This window comes from Rhizobium atlanticum, from assembly GCF_030182485.1.
In the GTDB taxonomy this organism is placed as follows: Bacteria; Pseudomonadota; Alphaproteobacteria; order Rhizobiales; family Rhizobiaceae; genus Rhizobium.
The window spans coordinates 1-19,320 of the sequence record NZ_JAQJCJ010000044.1; the positions used below are offsets into that span (position 1 = coordinate 1).

Genomic DNA, 19,320 nt, shown 5'->3' on the forward strand with positions numbered 1-19,320 from the left:
TACTCGACGATCGAAGCGACGATACCGGCGCCGACGGTGCGGCCGCCTTCGCGGATAGCGAAGCGCAGCTTTTCTTCCATCGCGATCGGAACGATCAGCTCGACGTCAACCGTGACGTTGTCGCCCGGCATGACCATTTCCGTGCCTTCCGGCAGCGTGACGATGCCGGTCACGTCCGTCGTGCGGAAGTAGAACTGCGGACGGTAGTTGGTGAAGAACGGCGTATGACGGCCGCCCTCTTCCTTCGTCAGGATGTAGGCTTCTGCCTTGAACTTCTTGTGCGGCTTGACCGAACCCGGCTTGCACAGGATCTGACCACGCTCGACGCCGTCACGGTTCACACCGCGGATCAGCGCGCCGATGTTGTCGCCGGCCTGGCCCTGGTCGAGCAGCTTGCGGAACATTTCAACGCCGGTCACCGTCGTCTTCGAGGTCGGACGGATGCCGACGATCTCGACTTCTTCACCAACCTTGATGATGCCACGCTCGACGCGGCCGGTCACGACCGTACCACGGCCCGAGATCGAGAACACGTCTTCGATCGGCATCAGGAACGGCTGGTCAACCGGACGCTCCGGCGTCGGGATGTAGGAGTCGACCGCTGCCATCAGCTCGCGGATCGCGTCTTCGCCGATCTTCTTGTCGGAATCTTCAAGAGCAGCAAGCGCCGAACCCTTGACGACCGGAATGTCGTCGCCAGGGAAGTCGTAGGACGACAGAAGTTCGCGAACTTCAAGCTCGACCAGCTCGAGAAGCTCGGCGTCGTCAACCTGGTCGACCTTGTTCAGGAACACAACGATCGCCGGAACGCCGACCTGGCGGGCGAGCAGGATGTGTTCGCGCGTCTGCGGCATCGGGCCGTCAGCAGCCGAGCAAACCAGGATCGCGCCGTCCATCTGCGCCGCACCGGTGATCATGTTCTTCACGTAGTCGGCATGGCCGGGGCAGTCGACGTGCGCGTAGTGGCGGGCCGGCGTCTCATACTCGACGTGCGCCGTCGAGATCGTGATGCCGCGCGCCTTCTCTTCCGGAGCCGCGTCGATCTGGTCGTACGCCTTGAACTCACCGAAGTACTTCGTGATCGCTGCCGTCAGAGACGTCTTGCCGTGGTCAACGTGGCCGATCGTGCCGATGTTGACGTGCGGCTTGTTGCGCTCAAACTTACTCTTTGCCATTTCTGAGCACGGCCCTGCGACATGGAGCGCAGGTTGTCGACGTACTTGAACATGTTGGCCAGCGGAACGTTGGCGCTGATGACAACCGCAATACCACGGCTTTCCTGACCCTGGATCTGGCCACGGCGGGAGTTGAGGTCGCCGATAACATCACCGACATAATCTTCCGGGGTGACGACCTCGACCTTCATCATCGGCTCGAGGAGCTGAGCGCCGGCCTTCTTGGCTGCTTCACGGAAGCAAGCGCGAGCAGCGATTTCGAACGCCAGGACCGAGGAGTCGACGTCGTGGAAGGCGCCGTCGATAAGCGTCGCCTTGACGCCCAGCATCGGGAAGCCAGCCAGCGGACCGGAAGACAGAACGCTTTCGATGCCCTTCTGAACGCCCGGTATGTATTCCTTCGGAACCGCACCGCCGACGATCTTGGATTCGAACTTGAAGTCTTCGCCTTCCGGGTTCGGTTCGAAGATGATCTTGACGCGTGCGAACTGGCCGGTACCACCGGTCTGTTTCTTGTGCGTGTAGTCTTCTTCGGTCTGGCGCGTGATGGTTTCGCGGTAAGCAACCTGCGGCGCACCGACGTTTGCTTCGACCTTGAACTCGCGGCGCATGCGGTCGACGATGATGTCGAGATGCAATTCGCCCATGCCGGCGATGATCGTCTGGCCGGATTCCTGGTCCGTCTTTACGCGGAAGGACGGGTCTTCAGCTGCCAGGCGGTTGAGCGCGAGGCCCATCTTTTCCTGGTCGCCCTTGGACTTCGGCTCGATGGCGATCTGGATGACCGGCTCGGGGAATTCCATGCGCTCGAGGATAACCGGCTTCAGCGGATCGCAGAGCGTATCGCCAGTGGTGGTTTCCTTGAGGCCGGCGAGAGCAACGATGTCGCCTGCGAAGGCTTCTTCGATGTCTTCACGCGAGTTAGAGTGCATCTGCAGCATGCGGCCGACGCGCTCGCGCTTGTCCTTGACCGTGTTCAGAACCGAAGAGCCCTTTTCGAGCTTGCCGGAATAGATGCGTGCGAAGGTGAGCGAACCGACGAAGGGGTCGTTCATGATCTTGAACGCCAGCATCGAAAGCGGCTCGGCGTCGTCTGCATGACGCTCGATATCAGCTTCGGTCTTGAAGTCGATGCCCTTGATCGCCGGGATGTCGAGCGGCGACGGCAGGTAGTCGACGACGGCGTCGAGCAGCGGCTGCACACCCTTGTTCTTGAAGGCGGTGCCGCAGAACATCGGATGGAACTTGACGTCGATGGTGCCGCGGCGGACGAGTTCGCGGATCTTGTCGTTGTCGGGCATGTTGCCTTCGAGGTAGGCTTCCATCGCAGCTTCGTCGATCTCGACAACGGTCTCGATCAGCTTTTCGCGATATTCTTCAGCCTTGGCCTTCAGGTCATCCGGGATTTCGACGACGTCCCACTGGGCGCCGAGCGATTCGTCGCGCCAGATCAGCGCGTTCATCTCGACCAGGTCGACAACGCCCTTGAAGTCGCTTTCAGCGCCGATCGGCAACTGCATGACGACGGCGGTGGCGCCGAGGCGGGTCTTGATCATCTCGACGGAGCGGTAGAAGTCAGCGCCGGTCTTGTCCATCTTGTTGCAGAAGATCATCCGCGGAACATGATACTTCTCAGCCTGGCGCCAGACGGTTTCCGTCTGCGGCTCAACGCCGGCGTTGGCGTCGAGCAGCGCGATGGCACCGTCGAGAACGCGCAGCGAACGCTCGACTTCGATGGTGAAGTCGACGTGGCCGGGAGTGTCGATGATGTTGAAGCGGCGCATCTTGCCGTCACGGCCCTTCCAGAAGGTCGTGGTGGCGGCAGAGGTGATCGTGATGCCACGCTCCTGCTCCTGCTCCATCCAGTCCATGGTGGCTGCGCCGTCGTGGACTTCGCCGATCTTGTGCGACTTGCCGGTGTAGTAAAGGATACGCTCGGTAGTCGTGGTCTTGCCGGCGTCGATATGCGCCATGATACCGAAATTGCGGTAGTCTTCGATCTTATATTCGCGAGCCATTGTGGACTGCCTTTCGATACCGTTCGGAATTACCAGCGATAGTGCGAGAACGCGCGGTTGGCGTCAGCCATCTTGTGCGTGTCTTCGCGCTTCTTGACGGCGGAGCCGCGGTTGTTGGACGCATCGAGCAGTTCGCCGGACAGACGGTCGATCATGGTGGTTTCGTTGCGCTTGCGGGCAGCGGCAATCAGCCAGCGAATGGCGAGAGCCTGGCGGCGCTCCGGACGGACGTCGACCGGAACCTGATAGGTCGCACCACCGACGCGGCGCGAGCGGACTTCAACGTGCGGGGCAATGTTGTCGAGCGCAGAATGGAAAACCGAAAGCGGCTCCTGCTTGGACTTGCCCTGGACGGCGTCGAACGCACCGTAGACGATGTTTTCAGCAACGGACTTCTTACCATCGAGCATGATGGCATTCATGAACTTGGTCACGACGAGGTCACCGAACTTCGGATCCGGATTGATCTCGCGCTTTTCTGCTTTATGACGTCTGGACATACTTTTCGTCTCTTCAACCGTTAAGGCGCTTTATCACGCGGAGGACCTCGCGCAGCGCCGGATTATTCAAAATCCGAATTACTTCGGACGCTTCGCACCGTACTTGGAGCGACGCTGCTTGCGGTTCTTGACACCCTGGGTATCGAGAACGCCGCGGATGATGTGATAACGGACACCCGGAAGGTCTTTTACGCGGCCGCCACGGATCATGACGACGGAGTGTTCCTGAAGGTTGTGACCTTCGCCGGGGATGTAACCAATGACTTCGAAGCCGTTGGTCAGGCGGATCTTTGCGACCTTACGCAGAGCCGAGTTCGGCTTCTTCGGCGTGGTCGTGTAGACGCGCGTGCAAACGCCGCGCTTCTGCGGGTTCTCCTGGAGAGCGGGAACCTTATTACGCTTTACGTTCGCCTGGCGAGGCTTGCGGATCAGCTGGTTTACGGTAGGCATTCAACCATCCCTTACGTTTATCTCAGTACCCTTGCGGGCTTGAACTCACGCCGTCTCCGGCAATGACGCATGCTTTCCGTCAATGCGCAAAATATGGCCCGATCCGCTTCCGCAGATGGACCACAAGGAGCAGAGGACGCATAAAAACCTGCGTCATGCGTGCAGCATCATGACTTCAACGTGCGTTTAGAACCTTGTTTGAGGTGAATTTCAGGGCGCGTCGCCCCGAACAGCCAAGCCTCACATGGGATCTGATGGGCGGGGTACTACTGGTTTCCACCCGTTCCGTCAAGGCCAGTTAAGAAATAAACTTGGCCGCATCACCTTGATATGCGGGCCGAACGCCCTGTTTTCATCCTTCTAGACGCATTCAGGGACGTGCGCCAAGATAAAAACTTGGGCCTTGCAGCAAAAGCGGTTAGGGAATCAGCGATTGCGGCGTTAGGTCCTCTCAGCGGATTCGACAAAGCGAATCTCCAGGAACCGAGGACAGGCGATGATCACGACACCTGATAACGACAATAATTTCGACGGGCCGATGATCTTCATCATCATCGGCAAAGGCTATGAGTCCGAGGCCAGCGAAGGCATCGACCTGCACATCCTGCTGAAGGCGCCCGACGACGACACCGCGGTGCGCGAAGCCTTGAACGCTCTTGCCGAGGAGGGTTTCATCGAGGCCGATCTCGACCAGATCGGCATGCTGACCGAAATTCCGGCGGAAGAGCCGCACGCCTCGGCGTATCAGGGTGCGGTTGATGGCGAGGTCGCGATCATCCGGTTCAACTGACGGGAACGCCCTCCCTCCCCCGATCAATTAGAGGCTAGCACAAACGAAAACCGCCCAGATCGCTCCGGGCGGTTTTCAATTCCTGGACCTCAGCTGCGGATTATTCCGCAGCCGGGGCGTTTTCGGCCATGTCCTGCAGCATCGGGGTGGCGACCGCTGCCCCAGTGCCCTTGCGGCGCTCTTCGAGGATGAGCTCGTCGCGCGACGTGGCGATGCGGCGGATCTGGGTCATGGTGCCGCCGGTGCCGGCCGGGATGAGGCGGCCGACGATGACGTTTTCCTTCAGTCCCTGCAGGCCGTCAGTCTTGCCGGCGATTGCAGCTTCCGTCAGCACCTTGGTCGTTTCCTGGAAGGACGCGGCCGAGATGAAGGACGGGGTCTGCAGCGACGCCTTGGTGATGCCGAGAAGGACCGGCTCGCCGCTGGCGGGCTTCTTGCCCTGCTCGATCAGGTGGTCGTTGACGTCCTCCAGCTCGATCCGGTCGACGTTGTCGCCGACGATGTAGGTCGAGTCGCCTGCATCGGTGATCTCCACCTTCTGCAGCATCTGACGGACGATTACTTCGATGTGCTTGTCGTTGATGACGACGCCCTGCAGACGATAGACTTCCTGGATTTCGTTGACCAGGTAGGAAGCGAGAGCCTCCACGCCCTTGATCGCCAGGATGTCGTGCGGAGCCGGGTTACCGTCGAGGATGTAGTCACCCTTTTCGATATAGTCGCCGTCCTGAAGGTGGAAGGGCTTGCCCTTCGGGATCAGGTATTCGACAGGCTCGACACCGTCTTCCGCCGGTTCGATGATGACGCGACGCTTGTTCTTGTAGTCGCGGCCGAGGCGGATCGTACCATCGATCTCTGCGATGATGGCGTGGTCCTTCGGACGGCGCGCTTCGAACAGTTCGGCAACACGCGGCAGACCACCGGTGATGTCCTTGGTCTTGGCGCTTTCGAGCGGCGAACGGGCGAGAACGTCACCCTGCGAGACTTTCGTGCCCGGCTCGACCGACAGAATTGCGTCGACCGAGAGCAGGAAGCGTGCGTCACCACCGCGGGACAGCTTCGCGACATTGCCGCTGGCGTCCTTGATGACGATCGCCGGCTTGAGGTCCGAACCGCGCGGGGTCGAACGCCAGTCAATGACCTGACGCTTGGTGATGCCGGTGGATTCGTCGGTCGCTTCCAGAACCGAGAGACCATCGACGAGGTCTTCGAACTGAACGGTACCGGCAACTTCCGTCATCATCGGACGGGTGTAAGGATCCCACTCCGCCAGGCGCTGCCCGCGCTTGACCTTGTCACCTTCGTCAACGTGCAGCTTCGAACCGTAGGCGACACGTTGCGAAGAGCGCTCGACGCCACGCTCGTCCAGGATCTGGACGGTCATGTTGCGACCCATGGCAACGAGGCTGCCTTCTGAGTTGCGCAGCACGTTGCGGTTCTTGATCTGCACCGTACCTTCGTACGAGGCTTCCAGGAACGACTGGTCGACCACGGTTGCCGTACCGCCAAGGTGGAAGGTACGCATGGTGAGCTGGGTTCCCGGCTCGCCGATCGACTGAGCGGCGATGACGCCGACGGCTTCGCCCATATTGACCGGCGTACCGCGCGCGAGGTCGCGGCCATAGCAGACCGAGCAGACGCCCGTCTGGATTTCGCAAGTCAGCGCCGAGCGGATGCGGATCGACTGGATGCCAGCCTTCTCGATCTCGATGACATCGGGCTCGAGGATCATCTTGCCGGCATCGACGATGCGCTCGCCCGTCACCGGATGATCGATGTCGTCAAGCGCCGTGCGGCCGAGGATACGGGCGCCGAGCGAGGCGACGACCTGGCCGGCATCGACGATGGCGGTCATGGTCAGGCCGGTTTCGGTGCCGCAATCGACGTGCGTGACGATGCAATCCTGCGCGACGTCGACGAGACGGCGGGTCAGGTAACCGGAGTTTGCAGTCTTCAAGGCGGTATCTGCCAGACCCTTACGGGCGCCGTGCGTCGAGTTGAAGTACTCGTTGACGGTCAGGCCTTCCTTGAAGTTCGAGATGATCGGCGTCTCGATGATTTCGCCCGACGGCTTGGCCATCAGGCCGCGCATGCCGCCCAGCTGGCGCATCTGGTTCGGAGAACCGCGGGCGCCAGAGTGGCTCATCATGTAGATCGAGTTCATCGGCTTCTGACGGCCGGTGTTCTCGTCGAATTCGACCGCCTTGATGCGCGCCATCATTTCTTCGGCGACCTTTTCGGTCGCCTTGCCCCAGGCGTCGACAACCTTGTTGTACTTTTCGCCCTGCGTGATGAGGCCGTCATTGTACTGCTGCTCGTATTCCTTCACCAGGTTTTCGGTGTCTGCAACGATCTTCGCCTTGGTGGCCGGGATGACCATGTCGTCCTTGCCGAACGAAATGCCGGCGCGGCAGGCATGGGCGAAGCCGAGCTGCATGATGCGGTCGCAGAAGATGACCGTGTCCTTCTGGCCGCAATGGCGATAGACCGTGTCGATCATCTTGGAGATGTTCTTCTTGGTCATTTCCTGGTTGCAGATGTCGAAGGGCACCTTGCCGTTCTTCGGCAGCAGTTCGCCGATAAGCAGACGGCCGGGCGTCGTCTCATAGATCTTGGAGTAGGGCTTGCCATCCTCGCCGATCGACTTGAAGCGGCCGCGGATCTTGGTGTGCAGCGTGACGACCTTGTTTTCCAGCGCGTGATGCAGCTCGCCGAGATCGGAGAAAGCCATACCTTCGCCCGGTTCGTTCTGGTTCAGGATCGACAGATAGTAGAGGCCGAGAACCATGTCCTGCGAGGGAACGATGATCGGCGCGCCGTTTGCCGGATGCAGGATGTTGTTCGTCGACATCATCAGCACACGGGCTTCGAGCTGGGCTTCGAGCGACAGCGGCACGTGAACAGCCATCTGGTCGCCATCGAAGTCGGCGTTGAAGGCCGTGCAGACGAGCGGGTGCAGCTGGATGGCCTTGCCTTCGACCAGGGTGGGTTCGAAGGCCTGGATGCCCAGGCGGTGCAGCGTCGGTGCGCGGTTCAGCAGAACCGGATGTTCGCGGATGACCTCGTCGAGGATATCCCAAACTTCCGGCTTTTCCTTTTCAACCAGCTTCTTGGCCTGCTTGACGGTCGAGGAGTAACCCTTGGCGTCCAGGCGGGCATAGATGAACGGCTTGAAGAGCTCGAGCGCCATCTTCTTCGGAAGACCGCACTGATGCAGCTTCAGTTCCGGACCGGTGACGATGACCGAACGGCCGGAATAGTCGACGCGCTTACCGAGCAGGTTCTGACGGAAGCGGCCCTGTTTACCCTTCAGCATGTCGGACAGCGACTTCAGCGGGCGCTTGTTGGCGCCGGTGATGACGCGGCCGCGGCGGCCGTTATCGAAGAGCGCGTCGACAGATTCCTGCAGCATGCGCTTTTCGTTGCGGATGATGATGCCCGGAGCGCGCAATTCGATCAGGCGCTTCAGACGGTTGTTACGGTTGATGACGCGGCGATAGAGATCGTTCAGATCCGACGTCGCGAAACGGCCGCCGTCGAGCGGAACGAGCGGGCGCAGATCCGGCGGGATGACCGGAACGACCTTCATGATCATCCATTCCGGACGATTGCCTGACTCCATGAAGTTCTCGACGATCTTCAGGCGCTTCATCAGCTTCTTCTGCTTGAGATCCGACGTCGTGTCGGCAAGCTCGGAGCGCAGATCGCCGGCGATCTTTTCGAGGTTCATCGAGGCCAGCATCTCGTAGATCGCCTCAGCGCCGATCATCGCGGTGAACTGGTCTTCGCCGTATTCGTCGACGGCGAGCATGTACTCTTCTTCCGTCAGGAGCTGGTGCTCCTTGAGCGCGGTCAGGCCGGGCTCGGTGACGATGTAGTTTTCGAAATAGAGGACGCGCTCGACATCCTTCAGCGTCATGTCGAGCAGGGTCGAGATGCGCGACGGCAGCGACTTCAGGAACCAGATGTGGGCAACGGGAGCGGCGAGCTCGATATGGCCCATGCGCTCACGGCGAACACGCGACAGCGTGACTTCGACGCCGCACTTTTCGCAGATGATGCCCTTGTACTTCATGCGCTTGTACTTGCCGCACAAGCATTCGTAATCCTTGATCGGGCCAAAGATGCGTGCGCAGAACAGACCGTCGCGTTCCGGCTTGAACGTACGGTAGTTAATGGTTTCCGGCTTCTTGATCTCACCGTAGGACCAGGAGAGGATCTTCTCCGGAGACGCGATCGAAATCCGAATGGAATCGAAATTCTGTGTAGGCACCTGCGGATTGAAAAGATTCATGACCTCTTGGTTCATGCCTGTCTCCTTCATGGGCTAAAGCGCCCTCAAAATGCGATGGCCGGCGGCAATTCCCGGGAGCCGCCTCCCTCGCTTAAACGAGAATAACCGCAAGATGCGGCGAAACTTCCCTTCCGGGCCGACAGATGCGGCTCCCGGCGGGACCGGCGTGCGCCGCATTGGCAGCGCACGCCCTATCAATGTTTACTCGGCCGCGTCCGGCAGCTGGGTTGCCTGCGCTTCGTCGAGCTTGGTGTTCTCGAGCTCGACGCTGAGGCCCAGCGAGCGCATTTCCTTGACGAGAACGTTGAAGCTTTCCGGAATACCGGCTTCGAACGTGTCGTCTCCGCGGACAATGGCTTCGTAGACCTTGGTGCGGCCGGCGACGTCGTCCGACTTCACCGTCAGCATTTCCTGCAGCGTATAGGCGGCGCCATAGGCTTCGAGCGCCCAGACTTCCATTTCGCCGAAGCGCTGACCGCCGAACTGCGCCTTGCCGCCCAGCGGCTGCTGGGTCACGAGCGAGTAAGGGCCGATCGAACGGGCATGGATCTTGTCGTCGACCAGGTGGTTGAGCTTCAGCATGTAGATGTAGCCCACGGTCACCTGGCGGTCGAACTGCTCGCCGGTACGGCCGTCATAGAGCGTCGACTGGCCGGTGTCCTTGAGACCCGCCAGACGCAGCATGTCGTTGACGTCACCTTCGTTAGCGCCGTCGAAGACCGGCGTTGCGATCGAAACACCGCGCTTCCACTGGTCGGCGAGACGCAGAACGGACTCATCGTCGAAGTCCTGGACCTGTTCGGCCTTGGGACCGTCGCCCACGACATCGCCAATGGTCTTGCGCAGTGGCTCGATGTTGCCATTGGCTTTATACGCTTCGATCAGTTCGCCGATCTGGCGACCCATGCCTGCGCAAGCCCAGCCCAGGTGCGTTTCCAGGATCTGGCCGACGTTCATGCGCGAAGGCACGCCGAGCGGGTTCAGAACGACGTCGACATGCGTGCCGTCTTCGAGGAACGGCATGTCCTCGACAGGCACAATGCGCGAGACCACGCCCTTGTTCCCGTGACGACCGGCCATCTTATCGCCCGGCTGGATCTTGCGCTTCACGGCAACGAAGACCTTGACCATCTTCATGACGCCCGGAGGCATTTCATCGCCGCGCTGGACCTTCTCGACCTTATCCATGAAGCGCTGTTCGAGGCGCGACTTGGACTCGTCGTACTGGCCGCGGAGCGCTTCGAGTTCGCTCTGCACCTTCTCGTCCTCGACGGCGAACATCCACCACTGCGAGCGGGGATATTCGGAGACGACGGCGTTCGAAAGCTCGGTGCCCTTCTTGAAGCCCTTCGGACCGGCAATCGAGACCTGGCCGCGCAGCATGTCGATCAGACGACCATAGACGTTACGGTCGAGGATCGCCTGCTCGTCGTCACGGTCCTTGGCGAGACGCTCGATCTCTTCGCGTTCGATCGCCATCGCGCGCTCGTCCTTCTCGACGCCATGGCGGTTGAAGACGCGAACTTCGACGATCGTGCCATAGGTGCCGGGCGGCATGCGCATGGAGGTGTCGCGCACGTCGGAGGCTTTCTCGCCGAAGATGGCGCGCAGAAGCTTTTCTTCCGGCGTCATCGGGCTTTCGCCCTTCGGCGTGATCTTGCCGACGAGGATATCGCCCGGCTGAACCTCGGCGCCGATATAGACGATGCCGGCTTCGTCGAGGTTCTTCAGCGCTTCTTCCGAGACGTTCGGAATATCGCGGGTGATTTCCTCGGGGCCGAGCTTGGTGTCGCGCGCCATCACTTCGAATTCCTCGATGTGGATGGAGGTGAACACGTCGTCGGCAACGATGCGCTCGGAGAGCAGGATCGAGTCTTCGTAGTTGTAGCCGTTCCAGGGCATGAACGCGACGAGCGCGTTGCGGCCGAGAGCCAGGTCGCCGAGATCTGTCGACGGACCGTCGGCGAGAATATCGCCGCGGTTGACGACGTCACCGACGGTGACCAGCGGACGCTGGTTGACGCAGGTGTTCTGGTTCGAACGCTGGAACTTCTGCAGGCGGTAGATATCGACGCCGGACTTGCCGGCTTCGAGGTCCTCCGTGGCGCGGATAACGATACGCGTCGCGTCGACCTGGTCGACGACGCCGCCACGGCGGGCGCCGATGGCGGCACCGGAGTCACGCGCGACGACCGGCTCCATGCCGGTGCCGACGAACGGCGCTTCGGCACGCAACAGCGGCACAGCCTGACGCTGCATGTTCGAGCCCATAAGGGCGCGGTTGGCGTCGTCGTTTTCCAGGAACGGGATGAGTGCCGCAGCAACCGAAACGACCTGCTTCGGCGAAACGTCCATCAGGTTCATGCTGTCGCGGGGCGCGAGCATAACTTCACCCGCGTGACGGCAGACGACGAATTCGTCGACGAAGGAACCGTCAGCGTTCAGTTCGGCGTTGGCCTGCGCGACGTAGTACTTCGCCTCTTCCATGGCGGAGAGGTAGAGCACGTCGTTCGTCACCTTGCCGTCGACGATGCGCCTGTACGGGCTCTCGATGAAGCCGTATTTGTTGACGCGGGCAAAGGTTGCAAGCGAGTTGATCAGACCGATGTTCGGGCCTTCCGGCGTTTCGATCGGGCAGATGCGGCCATAGTGGGTCGGATGCACGTCGCGGACTTCGAAGCCGGCGCGCTCGCGGGTCAGACCGCCCGGACCAAGGGCCGAAAGACGGCGCTTGTGGGTGATTTCCGACAGCGGGTTGACCTGGTCCATGAACTGCGAGAGCTGCGAGGAGCCGAAGAATTCGCGGACGGCTGCGGCAGCCGGCTTGGCGTTGATCAGGTCCTGCGGCATGACCGTGTCGATTTCGATCGAGGACATGCGTTCCTTGATCGCACGCTCCATGCGGAGCAGGCCGAGACGGTACTGGTTCTCCATCAGCTCGCCGACCGAGCGGACGCGACGGTTGCCGAGGTTGTCGATGTCGTCGATCTCGCCCTTGCCGTCGCGCAGTTCGACCAGCATCTTGACCACCGCCAGGATGTCGTCCTTGCGCAGTATGCGAACGGTGTCCTCGACGGAGAGGTCGAGGCGCATGTTCATCTTGACGCGGCCGACGGCGGAGAGGTCGTAACGCTCCGCATCGAAGAACAGCGAGTTGAACATGGCTTCGGCCGATTCCATGGTCGGCGGTTCACCCGGGCGCATGACGCGATAGATGTCGAACAGAGCGTCCTGACGGTTCTCGTTCTTGTCAGCCGAAAGCGTGTTGCGGATATAGGCGCCGACATTAATGTGGTCGATGCCGAGAACCGGGATCTCGTCAAAACCGTTTGCGAGGATGACGGCAAGCGTCTTCTCGTCGATCTCGTCGCCGGCCTCGAGATAGATCTCACCCGTCGAGTAGTTGACGATATCCTCGGCAAGGTAGTTGCCGTAGAGATCGTCGTCGCCGGCCTTCAGCGCCTTCAGGCCCTTATCCGAAAGCTGGCGCAACAGGCGCGGCGTCAGCTTCTTGCCGGCTTCCACGACTACTTCCCCGGTATCGGCGTCGACCATCTCGGTGATTGCCTTGGCGCCCTTCAGCGTTTCCGGCTTGAAGGGAATGCGCCAGCCTTCGCCGTCGCGCTTGTAGAGAGACTTCGTGTAGAAGGTGTCGAGGATTTCCTCGCCGTCCATGCCGAGCGCCATCAGCAGCGACGTGACGGGGATCTTGCGGCGGCGGTCGATGCGGGCGTAGACGATGTCCTTGGCATCGAATTCGATATCGAGCCAGGAGCCGCGATAAGGAATGACGCGGGCGGCGAAGAGCAGCTTGCCGGAAGAATGGCTCTTGCCCTTGTCGTGGTCGAAGAAGACGCCCGGCGAACGGTGCATCTGCGAGACGATGACGCGCTCGGTGCCGTTGACGATGAACGTGCCGTTGTTCGTCATGAGCGGCATGTCGCCCATGTAAACCGACTGTTCCTTGATGTCCTTGATCGACTTTGCGCCGGTATCCTCGTCGATATCGAACACGATGAGACGGAGAGTGACCTTCAGCGGCGCGGCATAGGTCAGGTCGCGCTGGCGGCACTCGTCAACGTCGAACTTCGGTGGTTCGAATTCGTAAGATACGAACTCCAGCATCGAGGCGCCGGAGAAGTCGGTGATCGGGAAAACGGACTTGAAGACGGCCTGAAGGCCTTCGTCAGGGCGACCGCCCTTCGGCTCTTCAACCATCAGAAACTGGTCGTAGGACGCCTTCTGAACCTCGATGAGGTTCGGCATTTCTGCGACTTCGGGGATCTTACCAAAAAACTTGCGTACGCGCCTGCGACCATTGAACGAAAGGGTCTGAGCCATCGTCGCTCCTTCAAAAATTGCATCCGGGCCTGCAACGGACGGGAACCGATGGCCAGTCGACCCCGCCGATCAATGAGTAGTTCAACCTCGTCCCACCTCCCGAAATAGCCAGGCCGGATTGCCTTGGCGCTTCGGTTCGAGACCATGCTCTTGAAGAACCCATTACCCAAAAGCCGTTTTCACGCGGCTTTTGGGTAATTCGTTCAGGAAAACGGCAAATGGGAGGCAGTAAATGCCGCCTCCCACGTGCAGTTCAAGATTACTTGACGTCGGCCTTTGCGCCTGCGTCTTCAAGCTTCTTCTTGATGTCGGCGGCTTCAGCCTTGGAAACGCCTTCCTTGACAGCCTTCGGAGCGCCTTCGACGAGGTCCTTGGCTTCCTTGAGGCCGAGGCCGGTGATGGCGCGGACTTCCTTGATGACGTTGATCTTGTTGGCGCCGGCATCCGTGAGGATGACGTCGAACTCGGTCTTTTCTTCTTCAGCCGGAGCAGCTGCGCCGCCTGCAGCGCCGCCAACGGCAGCAACAGCTACCGGAGCAGCGGCGGAAACGCCCCACTTTTCTTCAAGAAGCTTCGACAGTTCTGCAGCTTCCAGAACGGTCAGCGAGGAGAGGTCTTCAACGATCTTTGCGAGATCAGCCATTTTCTAGTTCCTTTTGTTCGGTTCGAACTGTTGAGTATGTACAGCGAAAAACCGCCTTAAGCGGCTTCGTCCTTCTTGGCGTAGGCCGAGAACACGCGAGCAAGCTGGCTTGCCGGTGCTGCAACAACGCCTGCAATGCGGGTAGCCGGGGTCTGGATCATGCCCAGCAGCTTCGCACGCAGTTCGTCCAGCGAAGGCAGGGTCGCAAGCGACTTGACACCTTCGGCGTTCAGCGTTGTCGTACCCATGGCGCCGCCGAGAACCACGATCTTGTCGTTGGTCTTGGCGAAATCCATGACGACCTTCGGAGCGATGATCGGATCATTGCTGTAAGCAATGAGGGTCTGACCCTTGAAGAGATTGGAAATCCCTTCCGCTTCCGTACCCTGAAGGGCAATTTTGGCCAGGCGGTTCTTCGCGACTTTGACGGTGCCGCCAGCAGCGCGCATCTTCGAACGAAAATCGTTCATCTGTGCGACTGTAGCACCAGCATAGTGGGCCACGACAACCGAGCCCGAAGCCTTGAAGACTTCGTTCAGTTCCGTGACGAATTCGCGTTTTTCCGCTCTTTCCACTGCCTATCTCCAGTTGGCGGGACCGTTGGAAACGGACCCACCGGGTTGCCTTTTGCCCCCTGGGATCAAAAAAGGTCCCAAGCGACGCTTGAGGATCCTGTCCCCTCGCGCTCCGCGCCAATCAAGGCTAAAGAGGCACAAGGCATCCAAGGCTCGAACCGAGTTCCAAGAAGCGAACTTCATGCAATTCGGGTCTTACCCGTCTCATGCAGGCCAAGTGATTAAGGGAAAACCACCTGCAATCTCGGACAGGATTCCGGATTTCTCCGGAATATTCCGGCCCCTTGCGAGGCCGGAAATTCAGCGACCGGGCCGAAGCCCGGCCATAAACTTATGCAGTCGGAGCCGCGGTGACCGAGCCGACTTCGATCTTGACGCCCGGGCCCATGGTCGAGGATATCGCCACGCGCTTGACGTAATTGCCCTTAGCGCCAGCCGGCTTCGCCTTGATGACCGCGTCGGCAAAGGCGCGGATGTTTTCTTCCAGAGCCTTGGCGTCGAAAGAGGCCTTGCCAATGCCGGCATGGACGATACCAGCCTTCTCGACGCGGAACTCGACGGCGCCGCCCTTGGAAGCCTTGACGGCTCCGGCGACGTCCATGGTGACGGTTCCGACCTTCGGGTTCGGCATCATGCCGCGCGGGCCAAGAACCTTACCGAGACGGCCGACGAGCGGCATCATGTCGGGGGTGGCGATGCAGCGATCGAATTCGATCTTGCCGCCCTGGACGATTTCGACGAGGTCTTCGGCGCCAACGACATCGGCACCGGCAGCCTTGGCTTCGTCAGCCTTGGCGCCACGAGCGAAGACGGCGACGCGAACCGTACGGCCGGTGCCGTTCGGCAGGTTGACGACGCCGCGAACCATCTGGTCCGCATGACGCGGGTCAACGCCGAGGTTCATCGAGACTTCGATGGTTTCGTCGAACTTTGCGACAGCCCGTTCCTTGACCATGCCGATGGCGGTCGTCAGAGCGTAGAGCTTGGTGGGATCAACACCTTCGTTGATCTTGCGTGTGCGCTTGCCTGCCATGGTCTTAACCCACCACTTCCAGGCCCATGGCGCGGGCAGAGCCCTCGATCATCGCCATTGCGCCTTCGATATCCGCTGCGTTCAGGTCCTTCATCTTAGCTTCCGCGATCGTCTTGATCTGAGCCTTGGTGAGGGTACCGGCCTTTGCGCCCTTACCCGGGGTCTTGGAACCGGAGGTGATCTTCGCTTCCTTCTTCAGCCAGTAGCTGACCGGAGGCTGCTTCATCGCGAAGGTGAAGGACTTGTCCTGGTAATAGGTGATGACGACCGGAATCGGCATACCCTTTTCCATTTCCTGCGTGGCGGCGTTGAACGCCTTGCAGAATTCCATGATGTTAATGCCACGCTGACCAAGCGCCGGGCCGATCGGCGGGGACGGGTTCGCCGATCCTGCCTTGACCTGAAGCTTGAGCTGGCCTGCAACTTTCTTAGCCATATCTCTCTGCCTTTCATGAACGGCCGGTTGCCCGGCCCGTGATGCCGGATCGCTCCGGCGGCTGCGGTTGCGTGGTGCGGATCAATAGGGCCCGGCTAAGACCCCTCACCTTCCACGCGGATGCGGACTAGGTCCGCCGGAAACAGACCTAAAAAGGCCAGCCTCCAAATCTGCAATCAGACCTTCTCGACCTGAGCGTATTCCAGCTCGACCGGTGTTGCGCGGCCGAAAATCGACACTTCCACCTTCAGGCGCGAACGCTCTTCGTCCACATCCTGAACCGTGCCGTTGAACGAGGCGAAGGGACCATCGGAAACGCGGACCTGCTCGCCGATCTCGAAGGTAACGGATGCCTTCGGCCGCTCGACACCTTCCTGAACCTGGCCGAGAATACGCTCGGCTTCATAATCCGGAATCGGAACGGGCTTATTGTCGGAGCCGAGGAAACCCGTGACCTTCGGCGTATTCTTGATCAGGTGGTAGGCCTCGTCCGTCAGATTGGCGCGAACCAGGACATAACCCGGGAAGAACTTGCGCTCGCTATCGACCTTGCGGCCGCGACGCACTTCCACAACCTTTTCGGTCGGCACGAGGATCTTCTCGAACAGGTGCTCAAGCCCCTTCTGGCGAGCCTTGTTCTCGATGTCTTCAGCTACCTTCTTTTCAAAATTCGAGTACGCGTGGACGATGTACCAACGTGCCGCCATTTTCATCTCCACCCGTATCAGTTGCCGGTATTGAGCACGAAGCTCAGGACCCAGCCGATCAGCTGGTCAGCGGCAAAGAAAAACAGCGCGGCAAATACCACCATCACCAGCACCATGACCGTCGAGATCATCGTCTCGCGGCGCGACGGCCATGTGACCTTGGACGTCTCGGAGCGAACCTGCTGCAGAAACGCTAACGGATTGGATTTGGATGCCATCGACTGCCCACGCAATTACGGCGCGTAAAGCTGAAACTATCAGCCCCACGCACCGCGTGTCTGTTGAACCCTAAATAAACACCGATTCCCGAATGCACAAGAGGGAAACCGAAGTTTAACGAAATTAGTTGCCACCAATTGATCCCCAGCCCGGTATGCCGCGAGCAGCGCCGCGCTGTCCGTATCAGGAAAAATGGCAGGGGCAGAGGGGCTCGAACCCCCGACCTGCGGTTTTGGAGACCGCCGCTCTACCAACTGAGCTATACCCCTTCATGCCCATCCTTCAGCGCCCGGGCCAAGACCCGCAAATCGCTGCTGAAATGCATGGCGCTCCCTTTAAGACGGCGGCAGCGGATTGGCAAGCACGATTTTCGATTTTCAAAGCCTTCTGCTCATTTGCGAGCGTCGGCTTTTGGGTGGCGTAACCGGAAAGCCTTCAGACCTTCACATATTTCCGCCAGTCGTGTTCTTCCTTGAAGCCCAACACCTCCCGAATCTTACGGTTGGAAAGCAGCCCCTCATATTCACCGATCTCGCGGGTGAAGGGCACGTTCGGGAAGAATCGCTTCGCCAGTTCCTTCGACGGCGTATTGGCCGAAACCGTGTCGTTAGCGGCGTTGAAGACCTGATAGCCGAGCCCGTCCTTCTCGATGCAGAGATGGCAGATCTGTCCGAGGTCGCGAGCGTCGATATAGCTCCAGGTGATGCGCTTGCGCATCTCGGGATGGGCAAAATAGGTCGGAAACCTCTCATATTCGTGCGGCTCGATAACGTTGCCGATACGCAGCGCATAGATGTCGAAGCCCGATCGTTCGGCAAAGGCGCGCGCCGTCTTTTCGTTGACGACCTTGGAAAGGCCGTAGGAATCCATCGGGTTGACGTCGTAATCTTCCTCCAGCGGAAATTGGTGGAAGTCGCGATGGCCTTCGGCGAAACAGACGCCGTAGGTCGTCTCGCTCGATGCGACGATGATCTTCCGGATCCCGAGCTTCACCGCCGCTTCGATGACATTGTAAGTGCCCATCACGTTGATGCGGAAGGTCTCGTTATCCGGCTTGATCAAAATGCGCGGAATGGCAGCGAAATGCACGACGGCATCGAAAGGCTGAACACCCCTGCCCTCGTCGAGATCGGGAAAATCGCGATGCATCGACAGCGCGTTGAAGACCTGGCCGCTATCGGTGATGTCGGCGATGAGATTGGTGACGCCGGGGCTGTCCAGAGGCACGAGATCGAGGTTGTGAACCTCGTAGCCTGCATTGACGAGCCATGGCACGGCATGGCGACCTGCCTTGCCGGAACCGCCCGTGAACAGAATCCGCTTTTTCATGGAAATGTCCTCCGCATCATGAAACCGGAGGCATAGTTAGACGCTTCCGCGCGAAGAGCAAGCGAGCGTTCTGCGAGGTATTTCACCCCGCCGCGCCAGGAGCACCCTATCCGGGAGCACCTGGCCAATTATTGCCCTATCACCGCAGCCCCGTGCGATGAACTGGAAAGGTCGTCACTTGACGACGCTTACCTCATTGATCTGCACTCCGGCCGATTGAACAACCTCTTGCGGAATCGCAGCGATGAAAAACATCGTGAAAACATACATTGCGAATATCGTCGCAACGAATGTGGCCTTTGGAATCATCCCGACTCTCCTCTTTACAGGGAGGAGTCTGGACTAAAATGAGCCAATCACAACTGCTTTCTGAACGTGAGATGAACAAAATACTGTGACGAGCATCTTTAACGATATTTTTACAACACCTGTTAAACAGCTCGGATGCATCAAAAACGAAAAACCCCGCTGTTTCCAGCGGGGCCTTCCTGATTGTGGATAACCTGAAAGGTTACTCGACGATCGAAGCGACGATACCGGCGCCGACGGTGCGGCCGCCTTCGCGGATAGCGAAGCGCAGCTTTTCTTCCATCGCGATCGGAACGATCAGCTCGACGTCAACCGTGACGTTGTCGCCCGGCATGACCATTTCCGTGCCTTCCGGCAGCGTGACGATGCCGGTCACGTCCGTCGTGCGGAAGTAGAACTGCGGACGGTAGTTGGTGAAGAACGGCGTATGACGGCCGCCCTCTTCCTTCGTCAGGATGTAGGCTTCTGCCTTGAACTTCTTGTGCGGCTTGACCGAACCCG

The 19,320-nt window shown here is 59.8% G+C and carries 14 protein-coding genes, 1 tRNA gene and 1 pseudogene; 1 reads left to right on the forward strand and 15 read right to left on the reverse strand.

All coding sequences use genetic code 11. From position 1 onward, the window contains the following. From tuf to rpsL, 4 genes and pseudogenes are all read right to left on the reverse strand, one after another. On the reverse strand, nt 1-1,175 hold a 1,175-nt coding region (gene tuf, locus PH551_RS31540; RefSeq protein ID WP_011424970.1), incomplete at its 3' end, for an elongation factor Tu. 2 nt (nt 1,176-1,177) lie between these two features. Then, nucleotides 1,178-3,193: pseudogene (fusA, locus tag PH551_RS31545) on the reverse strand (elongation factor G); the annotation flags it as partial. A 29-nt stretch (nt 3,194-3,222) separates the two neighbouring features. Next, entirely contained in the window at nt 3,223-3,693 is a 471-nt protein-coding gene (rpsG, locus tag PH551_RS31550) for a 30S ribosomal protein S7 (protein WP_004669085.1), read from the reverse strand. A gap of 78 nt (nt 3,694-3,771) precedes the next feature. Further along, the gene (gene rpsL / locus PH551_RS31555; RefSeq protein WP_003547537.1) at nt 3,772-4,143 is read right to left on the reverse strand and encodes a 30S ribosomal protein S12; all 372 of its coding nucleotides are present in this window, start codon (nt 4,141-4,143) and stop codon (nt 3,772-3,774) included. Between the two features lie 496 nt (nt 4,144-4,639). On the opposite strand from rpsL, the gene PH551_RS31560 reads away from it, so the two are divergent. Further along, nucleotides 4,640-4,933 (forward strand): transcriptional regulator, encoded by a 294-nt coding sequence (locus PH551_RS31560; protein ID WP_085777819.1) that lies wholly within the window; start codon nt 4,640-4,642, stop codon nt 4,931-4,933. Between the two features lie 100 nt (nt 4,934-5,033). Here PH551_RS31560 and rpoC read toward each other — a convergent pair whose 3' ends face one another. The 11 genes from rpoC to PH551_RS31615 all read right to left on the reverse strand — a co-directional run. Beyond that, entirely contained in the window at nt 5,034-9,242 is a 4,209-nt protein-coding gene (gene rpoC / locus PH551_RS31565) for a DNA-directed RNA polymerase subunit beta' (RefSeq protein ID WP_285196293.1), read from the reverse strand. Nucleotides 9,243-9,428: 186 nt separating this feature from the next. After that, nucleotides 9,429-13,568 carry a DNA-directed RNA polymerase subunit beta gene (rpoB, locus tag PH551_RS31570; protein WP_085777817.1) on the reverse strand — a complete coding sequence of 1,380 codons (4,140 nt, stop codon included), beginning with the start codon at nt 13,566-13,568 and terminating at the stop codon, nt 9,429-9,431. A 259-nt stretch (nt 13,569-13,827) separates the two neighbouring features. Continuing rightward, the gene (rplL, locus tag PH551_RS31575; protein ID WP_011424974.1) at nt 13,828-14,211 is read right to left on the reverse strand and encodes a 50S ribosomal protein L7/L12; all 384 of its coding nucleotides are present in this window, start codon (nt 14,209-14,211) and stop codon (nt 13,828-13,830) included. Nucleotides 14,212-14,267: 56 nt separating this feature from the next. Continuing rightward, nucleotides 14,268-14,786 carry a 50S ribosomal protein L10 gene (rplJ, locus tag PH551_RS31580; RefSeq protein ID WP_183706679.1) on the reverse strand — a complete coding sequence of 173 codons (519 nt, stop codon included), beginning with the start codon at nt 14,784-14,786 and terminating at the stop codon, nt 14,268-14,270. Nucleotides 14,787-15,117: 331 nt separating this feature from the next. Beyond that, nucleotides 15,118-15,819: a 50S ribosomal protein L1 gene (gene rplA / locus PH551_RS31585; protein ID WP_011424973.1), complete on the reverse strand. Its 702-nt coding sequence runs from the start codon at nt 15,817-15,819 to the stop codon at nt 15,118-15,120. A 4-nt stretch (nt 15,820-15,823) separates the two neighbouring features. Next, entirely contained in the window at nt 15,824-16,255 is a 432-nt protein-coding gene (gene rplK, locus PH551_RS31590; protein WP_009985507.1) for a 50S ribosomal protein L11, read from the reverse strand. Nucleotides 16,256-16,431: 176 nt separating this feature from the next. Then, nucleotides 16,432-16,962, reverse strand: coding sequence for a transcription termination/antitermination protein NusG (nusG, locus tag PH551_RS31595; RefSeq protein WP_007791989.1), 531 nt, complete (start codon nt 16,960-16,962; stop codon nt 16,432-16,434). 17 nt (nt 16,963-16,979) lie between these two features. Continuing rightward, nucleotides 16,980-17,180 (reverse strand): preprotein translocase subunit SecE, encoded by a 201-nt coding sequence (gene secE / locus PH551_RS31600; RefSeq protein ID WP_085777815.1) that lies wholly within the window; start codon nt 17,178-17,180, stop codon nt 16,980-16,982. 194 nt (nt 17,181-17,374) lie between these two features. Beyond that, nucleotides 17,375-17,450: transfer RNA gene (locus PH551_RS31605), tRNA-Trp, on the reverse strand. A gap of 166 nt (nt 17,451-17,616) precedes the next feature. Next, entirely contained in the window at nt 17,617-18,510 is an 894-nt protein-coding gene (locus PH551_RS31610; protein WP_285196295.1) for an NAD-dependent epimerase/dehydratase family protein, read from the reverse strand. A 511-nt stretch (nt 18,511-19,021) separates the two neighbouring features. Next, nucleotides 19,022-19,320: EF-Tu C-terminal domain-related protein (locus PH551_RS31615; RefSeq protein ID WP_457897735.1), on the reverse strand; the 299-nt coding region annotated here is incomplete at its 5' end.